We start from the raw sequence: 20997 nt of genomic DNA, 5'->3' as shown, positions 1-20997 counted from the left end.
TCCTAGGGGTGTTTCTGGTGCGGGGTTTCGACCCTGGAGTGGAAGGGTCTCGTCTGTGATTCGGCGGCCTCGTCCAGGTGGATGGACAGAACCGGAAGAATCTCGTCGAGAGCCTCGGCACCCAGCATGTCCGAATGCCGGGCGTCGACTTCGGTGACGTGGATGTCGCCGGTGACGAACCGGCGCCATGAGTCAGGGCCGGGAGTGCCGTTGGGAACGTCCCGGGTCGCGGTGAACAGCAGCAGCTCACCGTCGAACGTCTTCACCGGGGCCTCGCGGATCAGCCTGGCCAGGGTGAAGAATCCCGACGTCATCGCCGCAATGGTCTCCGGTCTGACGTTGCCGAGGGGATCCCCGTGCTCACGCAGGATCTCCATGGCTCTCTCGTCATCGAGGCCGTGAGTCGTCTCCGTGATCGCCGGATGATTGGCACCGAGGTAGTTCGCCCACAGCTCGGATCCTTCGCCGACATCTGCGTTGCGTTCCTGTCCGGTGGGGAAAGCGTCGAGAATGCCGAGGAACTCAACGGACTCGCCCCGCTCCTGGAGGCGGGTGGCCAGACGGTGGGCGAGGATGCCGCCGAGCGACCACCCGATCAGGTGGTAGGGGCCCTCCGGCTGCACCGTCTGCAGGTGGGCGATGTAGTCATCGGCGAGTTCGGTCAGTGTCTGTGCGGTCATGACCTCCGGATCGTCCGGGGCGAGCCCGGGCATCTGCAGGCCGATGAGCGGGCGCTGCGGATCGAGGCCGCCGAGCATCGCGGCGAATCCCCAACTGATGCCCGTGGCCGGGTGAACGGCGAACAGCGGTGCCTTCGTGCCCGCCGACCGCAGCGGAAGCAGACGGTGGAGGCTCTCGGCGATGGAGTCCGCACCACCACGGTCGGCCTCGAGAACGAGCTGCTCGACGGTCGGTGAGCGGAACAGGGCCTGGACCGACAGCTCGGCCCCGAGGGCCTCGTTGACGGCCGCGATGAGCGGCCGGGCGAGGAACGAATGCCCGCCGAGTTCGAAGAACGACTCGTCGATGCCGACCTGCGGCAAGGACAGCACGCGCGCGAAGATCGCGACGACGGCTTCTTCCTGCGGCGTGCGGGGCGGCAGCCGTGAACCGACCGTCGCGGTCGATGGATCGGGCAGGGCCGCCTCGTCGATCTTGCCGTGAGCGGTGAGGGGAACCTCATCGATGACCACGATGCGCGAGGGCACCATGTATGAAGGAACGATCGAGCGCACATGGTCTCTCGCCTCATCGGCGAGCCCGGTGGCGGTTCCGGCGCTCTCGTCGGCCTCGCCCGCCTCGGCGACGATATAGCCGATGAGCTGCAGGGTGGCAGGATCCGTGCCGAACGGACGGACGAGGGCGTCCTTGATTCCCGGTGCTGAGCGCAGGGCCCGCTCGACCTCCCCGAGTTCGACCCGGTATCCGCGCAGCTGGATCTGATCATCGCTGCGACCGATGAACACGAGTTCTCCGTTCGCGTGCCGGACGACGAGGTCACCGGTCCGGTACATGCGCTCACCCGGTGCGCCGTGAGGATCGGCGATGAAGCGTTCGGCACTCAGCCCCGGCCGGCCCTGGTACCCGTGGGCCAGCTGCTCGCCCGCCAGATACAGTTCCCCGAGCGTCCCGGACGGCACGTGGTGCAGGCGTGCATCGAGGACGTATCCGCGCATGCGCTCAAGTGGTGCCCCGAGCATCGGCGTCGAGGAGGCGGCCAGGGGCGCGGCGAATGCGTCGACCGTGGTCTCCGTGGGCCCGTAGAGGTTGTGGGCGATGATGCCGGGGTGCTCGCGCAGCCACTGCCAGAGGTCTGACTCGATCGCTTCCCCGCCGAGGGCGAGGACGATCGGAGCCCCCTGCTCGGCGGCTTCTGCGAGCATGCGCCCGAATTCCGGTTCGGCGGAGAGCAGACGCAGGTAGCTCGGCGTCGTCTCCCAGAACCCGATGCCGAGTCTGCGGAGGTCGGCCGCCAGCTGCTGCGGATCGCGTTGGACGGTCTCCGAGACGATGTGCAACGGGTGCCCGACCAGCATCCACAGCAGGGGATCCCAGGCGGCATCGAATCCGATTCCGGTGGTGTGGGCCACCGGAATCCGCTCGGCCTCACCGCACGGGGTCGGCAGGAACCGGGCCCGGTGGGAGGCCAGGAGGCTCGCCAGGGCCGGGTGACCGACCTCGACGCCCTTGGGTCGACCGGTCGAACCGGAGGTGAAGGTGACATAGGCGGCCGCATCCCGATGCGGCGCGGGCAGCATTGCGGTCGCGGTCGTCCCCGCTGATCCCGAGGGTGTGGCCGCCGGGTGGGCTGGCGTGTGGGCTGGTGCTGGGTGCGTCGAACCGCCGTTCGGGGTGACTTCGATGATGCTCGGGGTGATCCCGGCAGCGGTGAGGAGGGGCGTGAGCTCCGCGGTGCCGTCCGGCTGTGTGATCACGATGAGCGGTTCGGCATCGGTGAGGATCGCGCTCGTGCGGCCGCTGGGATAGTCGATGTCGACCGGGTTGAAGGCCGCACCGGACTTGAGCACGGCGAGAGTGGCGACGATGACGCCGATGCCGCGACTCAGCCGAACGGAGACCGTCTCGCCGGCATCTGCTCCCTGATCGATGAGCTCGTGGGCCAAGCGAGTCGAGGCCGCGTCGAGTTCACGGTAGGACAGTGATGTCTGGTCGGAGCGGACCGCCACGGCATCGGGCATTCTGGCGGCTGTGGCGGCGAAGACGTCGAGGACCGGTGGCGGCGTGTCTGCGGGCACCGGGCCGGTGAGGGAATCGACCGCCGTCTGTGTTTCGGCTGGGTCGAGCAGTGCGATGTCGTGCAGCGGACGTTCAGGGTCCGTCACCGCCTCATCGACGAAGCGGGAGAATCGGCGGCAGATGCCGTCGATGGTCTCCGCGTCGAACATCGATGAGTTGTAGTCGAGGACCACCGCGAGCCCCGCGTCGGCATCGCTGCGGCGGAAGGTGAATGAGAGGTCGAACTTCGCGCCACCGGTCTCGACTTCGGGTTCGATGCTCGTGGTGACCCCGGGCAGCTCGAGGGTCGGTGTGGCCGACTCCTCGAGTGACAGCATGACCTGGAACAGGGGGTGGCGGCCCAGTTCGCGAGGTGGATTGACGGATTCGACGAGGCGTTCGAACGGCACGTCGTCGAGTTCCACCGCGTCGATGACCGCAGTGCGGGTGCGGGCCAGGAGTGTACGCAGACCGGGGTTCGCCGAGACGTCGGTGCGGATCGGAATGGTGTTGACGAAGAGTCCGACCATGTCTTCGACCGCCGGGTCCGATCGTCCGGCGCTGGGGGAGCCGATGACGATGTCCTCACCGGCACCGAGCCTGCTGAGGTAGCCGGCGAGCACGGAGTGCAGCGCCATGAACAGGCTGGCCCCGTTCTCTGCGGCCACCGCTGCCAGACGGGCCGAGGTGCGGGCGTCGAGGCTGAAGTGATGGTGACGACCCGACTGCCTGGCGGTCGCGGGACGGGGCCGATCGGCGGGCAGCCTGATGTCGGTGGGAGCCCCCTCAAGCCGTTCGTGCCAGGTCTGGATCTTCCGGTCCAGGAGCGGGGCATCCGTGCCGGGGCGCTGTTCGACTTCGAGGACATGGCGCTGCCAGAGCGCGAACTCGGCGTACTGGACCTCAAGTGTGCGCTGCATCGGATGGGCGGAGCCGCGCAGTGCGGCATAGGCGGTGGACAGATCCTGCGTCAGCGGTCGCAGCGAGGCGCCGTCGGTGGCGATGTGGTGCATCACGAGGTGGAGCACCCATTCCTCACCTTCGGTGAAGAGGCTTGCTCGAATGGGCAGGTCACGGCTGAGGTCGAATCCGACGGCGGCCTCGTCCCTCATCCGCGCCGTGGTCTCTGTGCCTGAGGCCGTGGAGCTCTGTTCCATGAGTCCGATGCCGGCGTGAGGGGGCAGGATCTGCTGGATGGGGCTGCCGTCGACAGTGGGGTAGACGGTGCGCAGGATCTCGTGCCGGGCGATCACGTTCGTCAACGCCTGCCCGAGGGCCTCCGGGTCGAGATCTCCGGAGAAGCGGACAGCCAGGGAGATGGTGTAGTCCGAGGCATCGGTGTCGAGCTGATTGAGGAAGTGCAATCGCGCCTGCCCATACGACAGGGGGATCAGCGGTGGGCGGGCATGCTGACCCGATCGACTCCACACGGTGAGACTCGTGTGCCGTGCATCTTCTGCCGGCTCCGCCGCGATCGTGGTGTCGTCGGCCGGTGCCTGCCTGGCCGGTGCCTGCGCGGCGGGTCCGCGCGGATCGAGTCGCTGAAGCAGCTGTGACGGGGTGGGCGAGTCGAAGATGGCGCGCAGCGGCAGCTCGGTGTCGAAGGCAGCCCGAATACGTCCGATGAGCGAGACCGCCAGCAGCGAGTGCCCGCCGAGGTCGAAGAAGTCGTCGTCGAGGCCGACCTCGTCCGTGCCGAGCACGGACGAGAATTGCCGGCACATGGTGCGCTCGTCCGCAGTGCGTGGGGCTCGGGACTCCTGGGTTCCCGAGGCGGTGGGGGCCGGCAGCCGGGAGCGGTCGAGTTTGCCATGTGAGGTCAGCGGGATCGACTCGAGGCCGACGAGGACGTGGGGGACCATCGGGGCCGGCAGCTGGGCGGCGAGGTGATCACGGAGGGCCGCCTCGTCGGCGTCCCCGGTGTAGTAGCCGATCAGCCGAGCTGATTCAGGATCCGTGAGATTCTCAACGATGGCCGCCGCCTGGGTGACCCCGCTGCCCGAGGCCAGGGCGCTCTCGACGTCGCCGAGTTCGACTCGGTACCCGCGCAGTTTGATCTGATCGTCATCGCGGGAGACGAAGTCGAGGCTGCCGTCGGGGTGCCGGGACACAAGGTCACCGGTCCGGTACATCCGGGCGCCCGGTTCGAGAGGATCGGCGACGAAGCGTGTCGCCGTCTCGCGCGGCCGGTTGACGTAGCCGGAAGCGATTCCGGCGCCTGCGAGATAGAGATCGCCGACGACTCCATGGGGAACCTCACGCAGATGCTCATCGAGGACCATGGTGCGAACATTCCCGATCGGATGGCCGATGGTGGGCCGGTCTCCCTCGACCGCTGCAGTGACGGAATCGATGGTGAATTCGGTGGGACCGTAGAAGTTGTGGGCGCGCACTCCGGGGTGTGCGGCGAGTTCGCGCCACAGGTCTGCGGGCACGGCCTCTCCGCCGAGGGCCAGCGACAGCGGGCCGCGGTCTGCCTCGGTCTCGTCCTCGAACAGTCCTGAGATGATCAGTTGCCGGACGAAGGACGGGGTGGTCTCGAGTGCCTGGATCCGGTGCTCGCGACAGAATTCTACGAGGGCCTCGGCATCGCGGCGGACCTCATCGCCGACGATGTGCAGACTCGCTCCGGCCACGAGCCAGAGCACCGGGTCCCAAGCGGCGTCGAAGCCCAATCCGGCCGTGTGCGCTGTCTGGACCGGGCCGGAGTCGAGCCCCGCCTCGGCGAATATCGTCTGCCGATGATGGGCGAGGAGATTCATCAGCGCACTGTGGGGGACGGCCACGCCCTTCGGAGTCCCGGTCGAACCCGAGGTGTACATCTCATAGGCACGGTCGCTGGGCGCCGGGCGGTCGTTCGCGTGCCGGGCGACCTCGGCGGTGTCATGGTCACGTCGCCCTACCTCGGCGGTGTGGAGTCCGGTGGTGCCGATCGCCGTGCCGGGGCGCACCGGGATCGCGGCCTCGTCGGTGATGACGGCGTCGGGGGCGCTCGCGTCTAGGATCAGGCGGATCCGCTCTGCGGGATAGCTGAGGTCGATGGGGACGGCGACTGCCCCAATCGAGAGCACGGCCAGGGGTGCCGCGACGGCATCGGCCGACCGGGGAAGGGCGATGGCGACGGTGTCCCCGGCGGTGATCCCTCTGGCGGCGAGGTTATGCGCGAACCGGTCGATGCGGGCGCCGAGTTCGGTGAAGGTCAACTCACCGTCGTCGGCGATGAGGGCCGGCCGTTCGGGATGGTTCCTCATCGTCGCATCGAGGACCTCGAGGATCGTCGACTCGGGTGCAACCAGGTCGCGGCCGTGACTCTGGGCGCGGATCACTGCGAGCTCGTCCGGGCGCAGCACCTCGAGTTCGTGCAGGGGTGTGTGCGGATCGGCGACGAATTGGTCGATGACGCGGACGAATCGTGCGGCGATGGCTTCGGCTGTGGATTCGTCGAAGAGCGCGGAGTCGAACTCGAGGGAACCGGTGATGCCGGCGGCTTCCTCAGGCACACGAGCTCCGCCGATAGTCTCGCGTTCGGCGAGGTCAAGGAGGAGGTCGAACTTCGCGTCCGAGACCTGTGGCCCGGGTGCGGGTTCGATGTCGAGGCTGCCCATGTCCAGATTCGCCGGAGCGGTGTTCTGCAGGGTCAGCATCACCTGGAACAGGGGATGGAGCTGGTCCGAGCGCGGAGGTCCGACCTCGTCGACGACTCGGTCGAAGGGCGCATCCTGATTGGCATAGGCGGCGAGGTTGGACGCGCGGACCCGGTCGACGACATCGACGAGGCTGGGGTTGCCGGACGTGTCGGTGCGCAGGACGAGGGTGTTGACGAAGAAGCCGATGAGATCGTCGAGCTTCGTCTCAGTCCTGCCGGCGACGGGTGTGCCGATGGGGAGGTCGTTGCCGGCGCCGAGTTTGCTCAAGAGCACCGCGAACGCGGCCTGGAGCACCATGAACAGACTGGCGTTGCGCTCGCCGGAGAGTCGGCGCAGACCGGCGTGGGTCTCGGCGTCGATATCGACCGGAATCCTGCGGGAGACATGCCCCGAGGTCTGTGTGCTCCGGGGCCGATCGACGGGAAGTCTGAGTTCGACCGGCGCCTCGCTCAGCGCCTCCTTCCAGAAGGCCAGTTGGCCGGCGATCTGACTGTCGGGTGCCTCCTCGGAGCCGAGAGTCCTGTGCTGCCACAGTGCGTAGTCCGCGTATTGGATCGGCAGCTCGGCGAGAGCGGGGGTGACGCCGTGGGCCCGAGCGCGGTAGGCGGTGGAGAGGTCATGCGCCAGAGGACGCAGCGACCAGCCGTCGGCGGCGATGTGGTGCAGTGTGAGGAGCAGGAGATGGTCCCCGGCGTCCATTCTCACCAGCAGGGCCCGAATCGGCAGCTGCGTTGAGACGTCGAAGCCGCGGGTGGCCTCGGCGTTGACGGTATGATCGACGAGGTCTTCGCTGATCTCCACGATGGGCAGGGCGATCTGCGCATCGGCAGCGGGGAGGACCACCTGTTGGGGCTGACCTTCGGTCCACGGAAACACGGTGCGCAGGCTCTCGTGCCGAGAGACGACGTCGTTGATTCCAGCGTGCAGGGCACCGGAGTCCAGGTCTCCGCGGATGCGCAGGGTGAGCGGAATGTTGTAGGACGCGGACCTCGGGTCGACCTGGTTGAGGAACCACAGTCGGCTCTGTGCATAGGACAGGGGAATGGTCGCGGGACGGTCTGCGGCGGTGAGTTCTTCCACGGGATCGTGGGCCGCGTCGACGAGTTCGAGCCTGGCACTGAGTTCACGGACGGTGGGGTGGTGGAAGATCTCGCTGAGAGCGGGTGGGGCGGCGAATCGCTTCCGCAGCGAGGCCACCAGCTGGGTGGCGAGCAGGGAGTGCCCGCCGAGCTCGAAGAAGTCATCGTCGATTCCGACGGTGTCGATTCCCAACGCCTGCGTGAAGGCTTCGGCCACGGCCTGTTCCTGGAATGTCCGCGGTGCCGCCGAGCCTGATCGCGTCGACTCCGGTTCCGGCAGTGCAGCCCTGTCGAGCTTGCCGTTGACAGTGAGAGGAATCCGGTCGATCTGGGTGATGAACGAGGGGACCATGTAGTCGGGGACGCGCGTCTTCATGTCCCGGCGCACCTTGGCGGTATCGATCTGCTCATCGGCGGTGATGTAGCCGAGGAGCTGACTGTACCCGGCCTGGTTCTGTCCCAGAATGACTGCGGCCGAACGGATCTGACTCTCCGCCTGGAGGGCGAGCTCGACCTCGGAGAGTTCGACTCGGTAGCCGCGCAGTTTGATCTGCTCATCGGCCCGGCCCAGGAACTCGATGCCTCCGGCCAGGGGCCTGCGGACGATGTCACCGGTGCGATACATTCTGGAGCCGTCATCGGCGAAAGGATCGGCGATGAACCGTTCGGAGGTGGTGGCCGGCCTGCCCACATAGCCGCGTGCCAGATTCATCCCCGCAATATAGAGTTCTCCCCGTGCCTGTGCGGGAACGGGGGTCAGGCGGGAGTCGAGGACGTAGTGTCGGGTGTTGGCCACGGAGCTGCCGAGCTCGGGTGAGGCGCCGGCGACGATGGGTGCAGCGAGACTGTCGACGGTGGTCTCCGCTGGTCCGTACAGGTTGTAGGAGTCTACTTCGGGCAGGGCCGCGAGCTGGTCCCAGAGTCCGCGTTCGACGGCTTCTCCGCCCAGAGCGACGACGCTGGGGTGTCGGCTGCCGCTGAAGGTGCCGTGGGCGAGGAGGGCCTTGACGAATGAAGGCGTCGTCTCGATCGAATCGATGCCGTGGGTGGTGAAGTAGTCGGTGAGTGTCTCGGGATCACGGCGGGTAAGTGTGTCGATGAGGTGGAGCTCGTGCCCGGCGAAGAGCCACAGCAGCGGATCCCAGGAGGCATCGAATGAGATCCCGGCCGTGTGCGCCACGCGCAGTCCTCGCCCGAGTCGTCGGGCGGCCGGATCGAAGATCGTCTCCTTATGACTGTGGAAGAGATTGAGCAGCGACTGGTGCTCGACACCGATGCCCTTGGGTCGACCGGTCGACCCGGAAGTGAAGATGACGTAGGCAAGGTCGTCGGGGGCAGGCGTCGACCCGGCCCGCTGTGACCCGGCCTGGGTCGGCTCGGTCGCTGGTGCTCCCGGCTGCGGTTCGGCATCGAGGTCGATGACGGGACGGTCGGTGATCACACTCGTCTCTCCGGCCGGACCCGCCACGGTTGAGGAATTGATGACGAGCACCGGTGCTGCGTCGGCGATCATCGCGTTGATGCGGCCGGCCGGATAGTCGGGATCGAGGGGCACGTAGGCGGCACCTGCTTTGAGGATTCCGAGCACGGCGATGGGCAGAGTGGTGGTCCGGCCCAAGCGTGCCGCGATGCGAGTCCCGGGCCCTGCACCGTAGTCCCGAAGATAGTCGGCAAGCTGAGTCGAGCGGCGGTCGAGTTCGCAGAAGCTGATGTGCCCGTCCTCGGCGACGACTGCGGTGGCGAAGGGGGACTTGCGGGCGTGGCGGGAGAATTCCTCCACCACGGTGTGGCCGGGAAGATGCTGGTCGGGCCCCCTGCCGCCGGCGATGAGTTCGTCGGACTCGTCGGCATCGATGAGTGAGAGTTCTGCCAGGTGCTGATCGTCGCTCGCGTCGAACTGGCGTAGGACGGAGAGGAACTGTCGCAGATGCTCGGCGAGGCTCTGCCGATCGTAGAGTTCGGCGTTCGCCTCAAAGCGCACCATGGCCGACCTGCCGCCTCCAGCAGAGTTCGGGTCGGCTCCGATGCCGTGGATGATGATCGAGAGGTCATCGACCGGGCCGGTCGACAGGAGGTGCAGCGAGGCACTCGACATTCCGAAGTCGATGTCATCGACGTGGGGGAAGATGTTGACCGAAGGCCCGAGGTAGTCGCTGTCGGTGCTCAGCTCCTGATATTGGAAGCGCTGGTGGATGAGCGTCTCGCGCAGCGTCGCACCGGCGTCGGCGACGAGATCTGCCGTCGTCATCTCCGGTGCTGCGCGCAGCTGGACCGGCAGGATCTTTGACATCATGGACGGCACCGATTTGGCCAGGGCGCTGCGGCGGGCGGTGACCGGGAGGCCCACCGAGATGGACTCTCGTCCGGTCATGCGGTGCAGGTAGGCCGCTGCGGCGCTGAGGATGAGCGTCGGTGCCGACCGGGAACCGGCCAGGCGTGATGAGAGCTCCTGGGGGATGTCGGCGTTGCAGGTGACGAGCCGTCGTGCCGGGGAGGCCGGGCTTGTGGCCAGGCCGGTCGCTGTGTCCGACTCGGAGCGCAGCTGCCTCCAGAACTCGGCGTCGGTGCTGAAGCGCTGCGAGGAGCGGTAGTCGCTCTCCTCGGCGACCAGGTCATCGAGGCTGCCGAAGGGTGAGGCGGAAAGCTCGGTTCCCTGCTCGGCTCCTTGTTCGACCAGTTCCCGGTAGACCTGGGATTCGCGGCGCAGGACGAGGACGGCGGAGTATCCGTCGACGAGGAGGTGGTGGGCTCGCTGATAGAAGATCCAGTGGTCGGGTCCGAGGTGGAAGAGCTGTGACCTGAGCAGATCACCTTCATCGACGTCGTGGACGATTTCGAGGTCGTCCTGCATGAGCGCCTGAGCCGAGGCTTCGGGATCTTCGGCTCCTTCCGCCTGCAGGTCTCGGACCAAGAGGTGGCTTCGTGCCGGTCCGTGCTCTTGGAAAGGCCCCTGCTCGTCTTCACCGAAGACGACATTGAGCGAGTCGGCTTCGGCGACGGCCGTGGCGACTGCTTCGCGCATCCTGTCGACATCGAGCGGGCCGCGAATATCGACATAGAGCCCGATCTGGAACGTTGGATTATCGGGTTCGATCTTCTGGGCGTACCAGATTCCGCGTTGTGCCGAGGTGAGGTCGATTCGAGAGGTCTCGTCAGTCATCGTGTCTTTCACATTGAGCGGGGGTGTGCCAACGGGGGCGGGCGCGCGAGTGCTCAGCACAACTCGTTCAAGGGTCGCGCGGGCAAAGCGGCAGGGCTGCCGGCGTTACTGGAACTGACCGATGTTGATGCTGCTGAGGAGGTCGCCGAGATCGATGAGCGGGCCGTTGATGAGTGCACCGGAGGCTTCAGCCGATTCCGCCTGGGACGTCTCGGCAGCGGAGGCGCTGCCGGGTGCGGCCATGAGACCGACCGCGATGACGAAGGCCGCGAGTGTGGCACCGGAGGCGGTGCGGGCGCTGATGTGCTTGAGATTCTTCATTGTCACTGTCCTCTTCTGACTCGGGTTGCAATCGTCCGCAGTGGAGCGAACATGAGTCATTCGGAGGGCTCGGGCACGTGGATTGGTCGGTGGGGGAAATTCTGGCGATCGCCTCGTCGGGAGTGGATACGAAACGACGCGGGTGCCGGAACTCCCATGTTCGGGGGAGTACCGGCACCCGCGTCGTCTCCTGCGTCAGGATAGGACCCTGGTCAGGACAGGGTGGAAACCTTCTCTCCGGGACCGGACTCGCCGCTGTCGGCCGGTGCGCCGTGGGCATCGGGCTGGAGGGAGAGCTCATCGAACGGGCTCTCTCCGCTCAGCGTCGCCCGGGCCTGGGCGAGGTCGATCTCGTTCGTCCACTTGCCGATGAGCAGGGTGGCCACGGCGTTGCCGGTGAAGTTCGTCAGGGCACGGCACTCGGACATGAACTTGTCGATGCCGACGATGACGCCCATGCCGTCGAGGAGCTCGGGACGGTGGGACTGCAGGCCGGCGGCCAGGGTCGCCAGGCCCGCACCGGTGACACCGGCGGCACCCTTCGAGGCGATGATCATGAACACGAGCAGTGAGATCTGCTCGCCCAGGCTCATCGGCATCCCCATGGCCGTGGACACGAACAGGGAGGCCATGGTCAGGTAGATCGCAGTGCCGTCGAGGTTGAACGAGTAGCCGGTGGGCACGGTGATGCCGACGACCGGTTTCGAGACTCCCGCATGCTCCATCTTCGCAATCAGACGCGGCAGAGCCGACTCCGAGGACGAGGTGGAGAAGATGAGCAGGAATTCCCTGCCCAGGTACTTCAGCAGCAGGAAGATGTTGAGCCCGGTGACGAGCTTGAGCATGCCGCCAAGGACGATGACGATGAACAGGGCGCAGGTGAGGTAGAAGGCGCCCATGAGGATCGCCATCGACCCGATCGCGGCCCAGCCGGTCTTGCCGACGACCGCGGCGATCGCACCGAAGGCACCGACGGGAGCGGCCCACATGATCATCATCATGAGCTTGAAGACCACGGCCTGGATGTGCTTGATTCCGGTGAGCACGGGCTCACCGGCCTTGCCCATCGACTGCAGGGCGAAGCCGACCAGCAGCGCGAGCACGAGGGTGGGCAGGACGGGGATGTCTCCGGGGATGAGGCTCATGAGGAACGCGACCGTGCCGCCCTCCTCGCCGCCGGAGGCCTCCTCGTACGGCTGCAGGTGCAGACCGCTTCCCGGGTGGATGAAATTGCCGACGACCAGACCGATGATCAGCGCGAAAGTGGCCATGATCAGGAAGTAGATCAGAGCGATGCCGCCGACCTTTCCGACAGTCGCTGCCCTGGCCACTGAGCCGACCCCGAGGACGATGGTGCAGAAGATCACGGGTGCGATGATCATTTTGATAAGGGCCACGAAGGCCTTCCCCAAAGGTTCGAAGGCGATACCTGCCGCTGGGGCGATGAGACCAAGCGCAGCGCCGAGCACCACGGCCGCGATGACCATGATGTAGAGCCAGTGGGTGCGATCCTTCTTCTTCGGCTGCTGCTCAGCCGTGTGTGGCGTCGTTGCCATCTCTCCTCCTTGAGTGGTCGTGACTATCTGCCCAGCAATGTTGCCACCAAACGTGACCGGTGTCTCGGTTGCGTTCATAGTGTTCACAGACACAGTTCGCGGCTAGTCTTAAGGTTGACGTCAACCGCATACGAAGAGGTAGGACATGAGTCTCAGCACAGCACTTCTGCGCGCCGTTCCCGGTGCCTTCATCCTCAACTCCGGAATCGGCAAGCTCGGCATGGACGCCGACACCGCCAAAGGCCTGCAGGAGATGGCCGCCAACGGAGTTCCGATCGTGGAGAACATGACGCCCGAGCAGTTCGGGAAGTTCCTCTCCTACGGCGAGATCGCCGTCGGCACCGCACTGCTGTTGCCCTTCGTGCCTACCCGGGTCGCCGGCGCGGCACTGGCCACCTTCGCCTCGGGGCTGGTGGCCAACTACTTCTCGATCGATTCGATGACCGAGGACGACGGCATCCGCCCCTCCCAGGACGGCACCGCCGTGGCCAAGGACACCTGGCTGCTCGCCATCGGCGCCGCACTCGTGCTCGGCGGGTCGAAGAAGTGACCCGTCCGGGTGGTCCGGCACAGCATTCAGGAGGGTAGGGGTCTGTCAGGCCGGGTTCGGCACCGGCGCCGAGGCGGTCCGCTGGCGCGGCAGCTGTTCCTGTTCCAGCTCGTGCTCATCGTCATCGTCTGCCTCGCCCTGTCGATCATGAGCTACGTGCGCACCCTCGACCAGGAGCGCAGTGCGACGGCCGATCGGGTGCTCTCCATCGCGGAGACCCTTGCCCACGACCCCTTTGTGGTCTCCTCGGTCGAGGCTCCGGATGCCTCGGCGCAGCTTCAGCCCTATGCGCTCACCGTCATCGCGACCGCCGATGTTGACTTCGTCACGATCATGGACCGCGACCGCACCCGCTACACCCATCCGGACCCCTCCCAGCTCGGCCAACCCTACATCGGCAGCATCGGTGCCGCCCTGAACGGGCACAGCCAGGTCGAGGAGTACGAGGGCACGCTCGGGCCGTCGGTGCGCGCGATCGTGCCCGTCTTCGACGAGACCGGCGAGGTCACCGCGATGGTCGCCGTCGGGGTCACCCTCGAATCGCTGTCCGTGGCCCAGGCGGCCTCCCTGCCGCAGATCATCATCGTCGGCCTCGCCGCCATCGCCCTCGGCGGGCTGGGGGCCTGGATTCTCAGCCGGTATCTGCGGCGCGTGACTCTGGGGTACGGTCCCGAACAGCTCAAGAGCCTCTTCGCGTTCTACGACTCCGCCCTGCATTCGGTGCGCGAAGGCCTCATCCTCGTCGATGACGACCGGCGGCTCGTCCTCTACAACGATGAGGCCGCGTCCCTGCTGGGTCTGCCTGATCCCGGGGATCATGACCCCGTTCCCCTCGCCGAGGTGGTCCTCCCGGAATCCGTGCGTGACCTCCTCGGCTCGGGCCGGGTGGCCGTCGATGAGATCCACCTGACACGGGAACGGGTGCTCGTGGTCAGTCAGAAGCAGGCGAGCCAACCCGAGCGCGGGGACCGGGCGCGCGGCCGCGGACCCGGCGGCGGTCGTCGACCGCGCGACGAGGGCGGACAGGGCACCGTGGTGACCCTGCGCGATCGCACCGACATCCAGGAGCTCACCGGTGAACTCGCCACGATGACCACCCTGTCCGAGGCGCTGCGGGCCCAGACCCACGAACATGCCAACCGACTCCACACCGTATCCACGCTCATCGAGCTCGGACGCAGCCAGGAGGCGCTTGACTTCGCGGTTCGCGACCGACAGGAATCGCAGCGACTGACGGACTCCTTCGTCGATTCCCTCGACGAACCCTTCATCACGGCGCTGATGATCGGCAAAGCCGCCCAGGCCAATGAACGCGGCATCGAACTCACAGTCACCGCCAACGGCGAACTGCCCCCGGGCAGCCTCGACGCCAGGGACCTCGTCACCGTGGCCGGGAACCTCCTCGACAATGCCTTCGACGCCGCCGCCGACTCGGACGAGCGGCACGTGTGGGCGGACTTCCTCGCTGCCGACGGGGAGCTCATCATCACCATCGCCGATTCCGGACCGGGAGTCGGGGAAGCCGACATCGACGCGATCTTCCACCTCGGTGCCTCTGCGAAGACGGCAGACGACGGCCTCGCCGGCCGCGGATTCGGCCTCGTCCTCGTCCGGCAGGCGGTGACGCGCCTCAGGGGCCATCTCGGGGTCGAATCTGATGGGGGCGCGATCTTCACGGTGACACTGCCGTTGAGGGCGGAGCGCTTCTGCGGCGAGGATGGCGATGTGAACGACGGAGAGGACGGTGACGGCGGTGGCAGATGACCGTGAGCTGCGGGTCCTCATCGTCGAGGACGACCCGCTGACGGCCGAGGCGCATGCCGATTTCGTCCGGCGGGTGCCCGGCTTCTCAGTGGCCGGAGTGTGCCTGAGCGGCGGTGAGGCCCTGACTCGCTTCGATGAGCTCGCCGCGGCCGGGACGCCGGTCGACATCGTGCTGCTGGATATGAATCTCACCGATTCCCACGGACTCGAGGTGGCGAAGAAGCTGAGCGGCCGCAATCACGATGCCGACATCATCGCGATCACCGCTGTGCGGCACCTGCAGGTGATCAGGTCCGCAATCTCGACGGGGATTACCCAATACCTCATCAAACCTTTCGTCTTCGCCGCGTTTCGGGAGAAGCTGGAGAACCAGCGGGAGTTCCGGCAGGGCCTGACCGATGGGGGAGCCCTGGCGACGCAGGCCTCGGTCGACAGTGCGCTCAGCTCCCTGCGTTCGGTGTCGGCGACCCAGTTACCCAAAGGGCTGATCGCTGAAACCCTTGCAACGGTCTCGGAGGTCGTGCGTAATTCGGAGGCACCGCTCTCGGCTAACGAGGTCGGGATGCGCTTGGAACTTTCACGAGTGACCGTGCGCCGCTACCTCGAGCACCTGGTGGCGACGAAGCAGGCGGCCAAGCAGCCGCGGCACGGCACCCCGGGACGCCCGGAATACGAATACCGATGGGTGTGAGCGGCACTCAGTCGGCGGGGTCGGTGTTGGAAGGCTCTGTGCCGGCAGCGTTGGTGTCGGTTGCGTCGGATGCGGCGATCTCCGTACCGGCGGTGTGGGTGTGCATGCGCACCCCGTCGTTGTTGAAGATGCTCAGCACCTGAGCCGAGCGTTTGCCCGCCGCGCAGATGCTGTGGGGGACGCGGGTGTCGAACTCGGCGGCTTCGCCGCGTGAGAGCACGAGGTCCTGATCGCCGAGGATCAGTCGCACCTTCCCCGTGAGCACATAGAGCCATTCATAACCGTCGTGGATCTTCGGCTCCGGGAGCGTGTCCACTGGCGGGTAGGTGATCTTATACGTCGCGATGGGGGCGCCCTCCGGGGCCAGCGGCGCGATGACCATCCCGTTCCTGTGGACGGGACTGCGGCGAACCCTCGGATCGCGTGCGGTCGGCGTGATGAGACTGTCGAGGCTGATGCCCAGCTGTCGGGTGAGCGGGACGAGGAGTTCGAGGCTGGCCTGCCGCTTCCCCGACTCCAGGCGGGAGAGCGTGCTCGTCGACATCTGCGCCCGAGCGGCCAGATCCTCGAGTGTCCACCCGCGACTGTTGCGCAGCGCCCGCAGTCGCGTGCCGATGTGCTTGAGTTCCTCGACCATCGGAGTCCTCCCACTTGTCTCTTGTGTGCCGGTGTTTTGCCGATTTTGCAAGAATGTTTGCGCATGCGCAAGTCGAGTGGGGATGATGGAGTCATGAGCGAACAGGAATCGGTTCACGAGGAATCCCCACAGCAGTACTGGGAGGGCCAGTACTCCGACAGTCACAGGCGATGGTCCGGCCGGGTCAACCCGACCACGGCCGAGGTGGTCACCGAGCTGCCCGTGCACCCGCGCAGGGTCCTCGAACTCGGCTGCGGCGAGGGCGGGGACGCAGTCTGGCTGGCACAGCAGGGGTGGCAGGTCACGGCCGTCGACATCTCCGCCACGGCTACCGCACGCGGAGCCGAGGGCGCCCGGGCCGCCGGGGTCGGTGACGCCATCACCTGGATCAGCCACGACCTCGGCGACTGGACGACGGAGGAGACCTTCGACCTCGTCACCGCCTCGTTCTTCCATTCGACCGTCGAACTCCCGCGCACTGAGATCCTCCGCCGGGCCGCGGGCCGTATTCGCCCGGGCGGGCATCTCCTCCTCGTCACCCATGTCTTCGACGATCCCGCCGACATTCCGCCCTGGGCGCTGCGCTATCACGGTGTCGAGGACCCGAACGACTTCGACCTCGGCGAACATCACAGCGATCTCCTCTCACCGACCGCCGAGGTCGTCGAGCTCGGTCTCGCCGACTCCGAGTGGGAGCTCGTGACCGCGGAATCCCGTCCTCGCGAGGCGACTGGACCCGACGGCATCGAGACCGCCACGGTCAAAGACGGAGTGGTGCTGCTCAGACGTCGGTGAGCTCTCTGGGGCGGGTCTTGGAACGCTGTCAAGATTTGTGTGCTATACCTGACTTCCAGAACTGCACATACCCCTCATTTCGGCAGCCACCCACTGCCACGGCTTCGGCCGCAATAACAGAGAAGACGCCCTTTTGCTCTCCAGCGACCCTGAAACCCCCGTCGACATCGTTGACACGGCTCCCGACAGCGACACCGCCTTCGAGAAGGAATTCGGCCCACGAGCCAGGACCCTCGACCAATTCGCCGAGGTGATCGACCCCGGCCGTGCTCTGACCGAGACCGAACGGAAGAACCTCTTCTCCTGCAGTGCCGGGCGGGTGAAGATCGCCCGGGCGCTGCTCGGTGCGGCAGAACGTGCAGGGATCAGGCTCTCCGACATCGATGAGCCGCGCGTCGATGCGCTGCTGCCGCCCGAGGTCAACCCTCATCGCAGCGGTGATGCCGAGCTGTCTGCGGACATCTATCTGCTCGTGCTGCTCTCGTGGCCGCGCCGGATCACCTCGACGCTGGTGGACCTCAGCCGCTCCGCTCACGCCCTCGCCGAGGCGGACGCCGCCGGTGAGATGACGACCCGAGAACTCATCTCGCGCTTGGTCTCGGCGGGTCTGCTGCGCATCGAGCACGGGGACGAGGAGGTCTTCTCCGTTCCGCCGCTGATCCGAGCCCTGATGCGCCGGGTCGTGATTCCTTCCGAGCATCCGCGGTGGCGTTCGCCCCGCCAGGCCTTCGCTCTGGCCCTGGAGAATCTGCATGGCCGGCTCAAGGCCGAAGGGGGACCCGGACTCGACGAGGCTCTTGCCCTCATCGTCGACATCGAGAACTGGGACCTGCTCGAACAGCTGTGGACCCGCCGTTCACTCAACATCTTCGGTGAGGTGGACACAGCCGTCGACGCGTATCTCGCGGTCCCCGAGGAGGTCATCTCCCGACGCCCGATCCTCGCGCTCGCCAGGAGCGCGGCCCGCCTCGTCGACTCGACGCGTCGCCGGCTCGGCACCGACGAGAGTGTACGAGTGCTCCCGCGCACCGATTTCGACCGCTTGGTGCTCCCAGGCATCCGTGCCTCGATCACCGGCCGTGATGCCGCGGATCTCACCGCCGACGAGGTGGCCGTCCTGACCACACTCGAGGCCAGGGAGCTGGGCGTCGGCGGTGACGTCGGGGCCGCGCTGGCCGTCATCGGCACCGGGCGGGAACACCTGCGCGAGCTCGCCGGGCAGGCACCCGGCTTTTCGCAGATGATCCAGGCCGAGCTCAACCTCGAACACGGACACAACCTCGTGACCGCCGGACGGTTCCCCGAGGCGCTGCAGATCCTGCAGCGAGTGGTCCAGTTCTCGGAGACCTATGCCCCGAACTCCTGGCATCCGATGCTCGAGGCGCAGGTGGAGACCGCTCTGGCCGGAGTCGGCCACGGTCGCGGCACCGATGTCGATCGGACCCTTGCTCTCGCGCGACAGCAAGCGGACTCGTTCGGAATGGACGTGCTGCCTGATGAGCCCAAGGCGCAGGTCATCGCGGCGCTGCGCAGCCTCGATCGTCTCGATCTCGACGCGGCTGAGCGGGCACTGGGGAAGCTGCGGAGTCTCGGACCGGTGCCCCACCTCGGCGCGCTTCCGGCCCTGGCCGAGAGCCTCTACAGCGTCTACATCGGGCGGACCTCGATCGCGGCGAAGGAGCTCACGGAGAACGCCATCCAGCTGATGGTTCCGGTGACGAATCCTTCGACCACGCCGTTCTCAGGAATCGTCGACCTCGCCAGTTTCGTCTTCCTCGCGGCCGGGGAGGCGAAGCTGCTGCAGGAACTGGTGGCGAGCATGAACCCCGCGAGTCCCGGATACGCTCTGACGAGTGCGCGCCAGGGCCTGATGTTCGGACGCCGGGCGCAGGTGTGGAATCACACCGGTCCGGTGCTCTCCGGTGGTGAGGGCCCGAGGCTCAAGGCTTCGGCTGCGGCCCTGCGCACCACCGTCCTCCATCAGGAGGGACGCAGCGCCGAGGCGGTCGAACTCTTCGGCCATGTCCTCGACTACTGCACGATCGCCTCGACGGTGACACCGCTGACGCAGCTGTCCAGACAGGCGCGGATCGACCTGATCGCGCAGACCGCGGACGCCGTCGCCTGGACAGCCCTGGCAGCGACCTTCAGCCATCCTGAAGTGAGCGTCGCCGAGCTCCAGCAGCGACTCCTCGACCTTCCCGAGACCCTGCGGGTGACGACGGCGGCCGTACCGGAGCTGCGCTCCGCGGAGCTGTCGCTGCTCGTCGCCATCGACTCGGACAAGTCGATCCCGCGGATCGCCAGCGACTACGCGATCGTGACCGGGTCGCTGAAGAACCGACTTTCCGCCCTGTACAAGAAGCTCGGCGTCCGCAGCCGGGACGAGGCCGTAGCCTACGGTCACCGCAACGGGTACCTCTGAGTCTCAGGCCGCGAAGACTCCGGGGGTCGTGCCCAGGGTCCGGCGGAAATGCCGGGTGAGATGGGACTGGTCGTGGAAGCCTGACTCGGCGGGGAAACTGTCCGTTGAATCTAGAACCTGCAGGTTCTATGATTGAACCGTGTGGGGTTAGACGTCGAGCTGATCGCGGAATGGCTGGCCACTATCGATGACGATTCGCGTGATCAGGTAGTTGCCGCGTTGGAGTTGTTGCGGGACAACGGTCCCCATCTTTGGCGGCCGTTGGTAGACACAATTGTCGCTTCTCGGCATAAGAATATGAAGGAGTTGCGGCCTGGTTCATCAGGACAGACTGAACTGAGAGTTTTGTTCGCTTTCGATCCTGCACGAAAGGCAATCTTGCTGGTAGCGGGGGACAAATCTGGAAATTGGAAACGCTGGTATCGCCAGAACATTCCAATCGCAGACGATCTGTTTGATGACCATCTGCTGAGGCTGAGAGAGGAGTAGACGGTATGGCTATGGATTTGGACGAGTTCCTCGCGGATCATCCGGTGAACCGCGAGAAAGTCGCGGCGCATAAAGAGCGCATGCTCGCTGAAGTACGGGCTTATAGCCTTCGGGAGCTGCGTGAGAATGCGGGGCTGACTCAGCAGGAGCTTGCAGAGCGAATCGGTGTATCGCAACGTCAGATCTCTAAGATCGAGCACGGAGATCTCGACAACTCGAAAGTCGGAACGATTCGCGGATATCTGGAAGCCGTCGGCGGAGGACTCGCGCTTGAGTACGTGACAGCCGATGCGCGAGTTCAGGTGGCCTAACAGACCTCTGCTCCGGCATTCGCTTCAGGCCGCGAAGACTCCGGGGGTCGTGCCCAGGGTCCGGCGGAAATGCCGGGTGAGGTGGGACTGATCGTGGAAGCCTGACCGGACGGCCGCCTCGGCGGGGGAGTGGCTCGACAGGAGCAGGCGCCGGGCACGGTCGACCCGGCGGCCGATGACGTACTGATGTGGCGCGATCCCGTAGGTCTGGGTGAAGACCCGGACCAGGTGGCTGCGGTGGGCACCCAACTCTGCGGCGGCCTCGGCGATGGTGACGGTTTCGTCCACACGATCATCGAGCAGCTGTCGGAGGCAGCGGGCGAGCGGCCTGTCGGTCGCGGTTTCGACGGGTGACTTCAGATGCGGCTGCACGAGATCGCGCAGGGCCAGGACTCCGCATTCGGCGGCGAGGACGTCGGCCGGGTCATTGAGTGCAGCGTGGATCCGGTCGACGGCCGCGGTGACACTCGGGTCGAAGAGCGTGGGAGACTCCGCGGCGGCATCGACAGCGGTGTCGGGCAGCCACTCGGGTTCGAGGTAGAGCACGCGTTTGCGAAACGGCACATCTGGAGTCGCCGAGCGGCCGTCATGGGGCACCTGCGGCGGCAGCAGCGTCACCGCCGAGTTCGAGGTCTGATGCTCATGCCGGTCCAGATCGTAGGTCACCGTGCCCTGATCGACGAGCAGGACCGTCCACGAATCATGCGTATGAGACGGGTAGGCATGATGCTCGAACCGAGCGTGGAGGACCTCCTGGATCAGTGGCACCTCCGGGTGCCATGCGTGGATCACATCAGCCATGTCACAAACGTACAAGACTCTTACTCGCTCGGGAA

12 protein-coding genes are annotated in these 20997 nt (G+C 66.3%); 7 read left to right on the top strand and 5 right to left on the bottom strand.

Features of this window, described 5'->3' with window-relative positions:
* Positions 1-2: 2 nt before the first annotated feature.
* The 3 genes from CV023_RS17325 to CV023_RS17315 all read right to left on the bottom strand — a co-directional run bounded on the left by CV023_RS17325 (position 3) and on the right by CV023_RS17315 (position 12499).
* Positions 3-10622 (bottom strand): non-ribosomal peptide synthetase, encoded by a 10620-nt coding sequence (locus CV023_RS17325; protein ID WP_230748223.1) that lies wholly within the window; start codon positions 10620-10622, stop codon positions 3-5.
* 105 nt (positions 10623-10727) lie between these two features.
* Positions 10728-10943: a hypothetical protein gene (locus tag CV023_RS17320; protein WP_230748221.1), complete on the bottom strand. Its 216-nt coding sequence runs from the start codon at positions 10941-10943 to the stop codon at positions 10728-10730.
* 212 nt (positions 10944-11155) lie between these two features.
* Positions 11156-12499, bottom strand: coding sequence for a cation:dicarboxylate symporter family transporter (locus CV023_RS17315; RefSeq protein WP_230748219.1), 1344 nt, complete (start codon positions 12497-12499; stop codon positions 11156-11158).
* Between the two features lie 145 nt (positions 12500-12644).
* Here CV023_RS17315 and CV023_RS17310 point away from each other — a divergent pair, with 145 nt between their 5' ends.
* From CV023_RS17310 to CV023_RS17300, 3 genes are all read left to right on the top strand, one after another.
* Positions 12645-13049, top strand: coding sequence for a DoxX family membrane protein (locus tag CV023_RS17310; protein ID WP_230748217.1), 405 nt, complete (start codon positions 12645-12647; stop codon positions 13047-13049).
* Positions 13050-13160: 111 nt separating this feature from the next.
* Positions 13161-14813, top strand: coding sequence for an ATP-binding protein (locus CV023_RS17305; protein WP_230748215.1), 1653 nt, complete (start codon positions 13161-13163; stop codon positions 14811-14813).
* Positions 14803-15504, top strand: a complete 702-nt coding sequence (locus CV023_RS17300; RefSeq protein ID WP_230748212.1) for a response regulator — start codon at positions 14803-14805, stop codon at positions 15502-15504. The genes CV023_RS17305 and CV023_RS17300 overlap by 11 nt, the downstream gene beginning before the upstream one ends.
* Before the next feature lie 7 nt (positions 15505-15511).
* On the opposite strand, the gene CV023_RS17295 is transcribed toward CV023_RS17300, so the two are convergent.
* A complete protein-coding gene (locus CV023_RS17295) occupies positions 15512-16141 on the bottom strand; it encodes a helix-turn-helix domain-containing protein (RefSeq protein WP_230748210.1) in 630 nt (209 codons plus the stop codon).
* A gap of 93 nt (positions 16142-16234) precedes the next feature.
* Here CV023_RS17295 and CV023_RS17290 point away from each other — a divergent pair, with 93 nt between their 5' ends.
* From CV023_RS17290 to CV023_RS17275, 4 genes are all read left to right on the top strand, one after another.
* Complete coding sequence (locus tag CV023_RS17290) at positions 16235-16936, top strand: class I SAM-dependent methyltransferase (protein WP_230748209.1); 702 nt, start codon at positions 16235-16237, stop codon at positions 16934-16936.
* 133 nt (positions 16937-17069) lie between these two features.
* The gene (locus tag CV023_RS17285; protein WP_230748207.1) at positions 17070-19361 is read left to right on the top strand and encodes a hypothetical protein; all 2292 of its coding nucleotides are present in this window, start codon (positions 17070-17072) and stop codon (positions 19359-19361) included.
* Between the two features lie 141 nt (positions 19362-19502).
* On the top strand, positions 19503-19850 hold the full coding sequence (locus CV023_RS17280) for a type II toxin-antitoxin system RelE/ParE family toxin (RefSeq protein ID WP_230748205.1): 348 nt from the start codon (positions 19503-19505) through the stop codon (positions 19848-19850).
* A 5-nt stretch (positions 19851-19855) separates the two neighbouring features.
* Positions 19856-20161 carry a helix-turn-helix domain-containing protein gene (locus tag CV023_RS17275; RefSeq protein ID WP_230748203.1) on the top strand — a complete coding sequence of 102 codons (306 nt, stop codon included), beginning with the start codon at positions 19856-19858 and terminating at the stop codon, positions 20159-20161.
* 24 nt (positions 20162-20185) lie between these two features.
* On the opposite strand, the gene CV023_RS17270 is transcribed toward CV023_RS17275, so the two are convergent.
* Positions 20186-20962 (bottom strand): helix-turn-helix transcriptional regulator, encoded by a 777-nt coding sequence (locus tag CV023_RS17270; RefSeq protein WP_230748201.1) that lies wholly within the window; start codon positions 20960-20962, stop codon positions 20186-20188.
* Between the last annotated feature and the right edge of the window lie 35 nt (positions 20963-20997).

The organism is Brevibacterium sp. CCUG 69071 (assembly GCF_021023135.1).
Classification (GTDB): domain Bacteria; phylum Actinomycetota; class Actinomycetes; order Actinomycetales; family Brevibacteriaceae; genus Brevibacterium.
This window is presented reverse-complemented; position numbering and strand designations above follow the sequence as displayed.

Excerpts from the sequence above, each read along its gene's own strand:
- CV023_RS17325 (WP_230748223.1), bottom strand. The coding sequence starts at position 10,622 with ATGACTGACGAGACCTCTCGAATCGACCTCACCTCGGCACAACGCGGA.
- CV023_RS17320 (WP_230748221.1), bottom strand. The coding sequence starts at position 10,943 with ATGAAGAATCTCAAGCACATCAGCGCCCGCACCGCCTCCGGTGCCACA.
- CV023_RS17315 (WP_230748219.1), bottom strand. The coding sequence starts at position 12,499 with ATGGCAACGACGCCACACACGGCTGAGCAGCAGCCGAAGAAGAAGGAT.
- CV023_RS17310 (WP_230748217.1), top strand. The coding sequence starts at position 12,645 with ATGAGTCTCAGCACAGCACTTCTGCGCGCCGTTCCCGGTGCCTTCATC.
- CV023_RS17295 (WP_230748210.1), bottom strand. The coding sequence starts at position 16,141 with ATGGTCGAGGAACTCAAGCACATCGGCACGCGACTGCGGGCGCTGCGC.
- CV023_RS17290 (WP_230748209.1), top strand. The coding sequence starts at position 16,235 with ATGAGCGAACAGGAATCGGTTCACGAGGAATCCCCACAGCAGTACTGG.
- CV023_RS17275 (WP_230748203.1), top strand. The coding sequence starts at position 19,856 with ATGGCTATGGATTTGGACGAGTTCCTCGCGGATCATCCGGTGAACCGC.
- CV023_RS17270 (WP_230748201.1), bottom strand. The coding sequence starts at position 20,962 with ATGGCTGATGTGATCCACGCATGGCACCCGGAGGTGCCACTGATCCAG.